Annotated in this window: 1 protein-coding gene; it reads right to left on the bottom strand. The window is 66.2% G+C overall.

Annotated elements, in window-relative coordinates; all coding sequences use genetic code 11:
* Positions 1 to 146 precede the first annotated feature (146 nt).
* Positions 147 to 1,535, bottom strand: a complete 1,389-nt coding sequence (locus B1818_RS23790; RefSeq protein WP_078114169.1) for an IS1380 family transposase — start codon at positions 1,533 to 1,535, stop codon at positions 147 to 149.
* Positions 1,536 to 1,646: the final 111 nt, after the last annotated feature.

The raw sequence follows: 1,646 nt of genomic DNA, 5'->3' as shown, positions 1-1,646 counted from the left end.
AGCCTGAATCCGTGGAAGGGTTTCAGGTGGGGTGGGTTGGGGCGCGTGATCGTCTGATTGTGTTGTGGGCGTGTGGTATTCGCTGACCGGTGTCAGCCTTTTCACTGGGGTTCCTTGGTGGTGGGTGGGCGGGTGTGGTTGGTAGGTCAGGTGGTGTTGACCGCGGCCCACAGCGCGGTGAAGGCGTGTTGGGTGGGCCAGTGTCGGGGTAGGTGCAGGACCGGTGTTCGTGCTGGTCGCGCTAGTCGGGCGGGTATCGCGATGAGTGTGCGGCGCAGCGTTGCGCCCCGCGCGGCCCGCAGTCTGGGGGTGTTGGTGAGTGCGGCGAGGGTGCGCATCAGGTTGTGGCTGATCGCGGTCAGTGCCAGCCAGGCGGCGTTAGCACCGAACCGTCCGGAGGGCAGATGGGCCAGCGGTCCGTCGATGAGGTCGGCGAACACGGTTTCGATGATGGCGTGGCGGCGGTGGGTGATGTCGGCGGTGACGGTGTCGTCGGTGGTGTTGGTGAAAAACGAGTGGTACCGCCAGGCGGGCATCAGGGTGTCGGTGCCGGCGGGGTGGTGGGCTGTGACCCGACGCACGATCAGTCGGGCGGTGACCGGCTGGGTGGAGTCCGGTTGCACGGTGTAGGTGGTTTCGGCGACTTCGGCATCAGAGATCAGTTCGCCGGTGTCGGGGTCGGTGACCGCCCCGGGGTAGTGCACCGGGGTCCAGGCGTCGTCGCCGATCGCGGTGATGGCGCGGGTGATCGCCGTATTGGTGCGCAGGACCAGCGAGAACGTCGCTGCGAGGCGTTGGCAGGTGCGCATCACCGCGGCGGTGCCATAGGCGGCGTCGCCGCGGACGGTGATCTCCCCGCTCGCCCCACAGCGGCGTGCGGTGGTCAGGGTTTCAGCGATCATTCTCGCTGCCCCGTTTCCCGAAGCGGTGCGCCCGGCGCGTAGCCAGGCGTTGCCGATCACCGGTGCATACCCGGGCGCGGACAGGGTGGTGACCTGCGGGGACAACCCTTTGCGCAGCAGTTCACGCCCGGCGATTTTCGCGTGCCCGTAGGAGCCGCCTTCTTTCTGGTAGCCGTAGACCGGGCGCAGTAGTGAGTCGATATCGACAAACACCCGGGACCCGTCGGTGGGCAGCAGGTCCGCGGTGGCGCACATCGCCGGCAAGGTGTGGGTCATCACCGCGTTGAGTTGCCGGGCGTGGCCGGGGGTGAACTCGCGCAGCGTTTGCCCGATCGTGGCTGGGGCGTACACGCGGTCGAACAGACGGGTGTGCCCACCGCTGCGGACCATTCCGAGGTCGTCGATACTGTCAGCGCCGCAACACAATCCGCCGATCACGGTCAACAGTTTCGCGTCGAGGTTTGCCCCAGCGGAGGCGACCTGGGTGGTGCCGAGATCGACCCGGTCGCCCAGCGATGCGGCCAACCCGGTCGACTCGGCCACTCTCATGACCGGCACCAGTCCGGCGTGCGACACCAGGTTGTCGTCGTCGAACATGGCGGACGTGGCGGAGAACGTGTGCGATACTTTCACTGAAAGTGCCTTCTGAGCTGGAATGTTTTGTGTCTCAACACCACCAATCATTCCAGCTCAGAGGGCATTTTCACGTTACCGACACCCCGAACCCATCCACGGATCCAGGCT

Origin of the sequence: Gordonia sp. IITR100, from assembly GCF_002009645.1 — a bacterium.
Classification (GTDB): domain Bacteria; phylum Actinomycetota; class Actinomycetes; order Mycobacteriales; family Mycobacteriaceae; genus Gordonia; species Gordonia hongkongensis.
The sequence above is the reverse complement of the archived record's forward strand: the minus strand, read 5'-3'. Positions and strand labels throughout refer to the sequence as shown.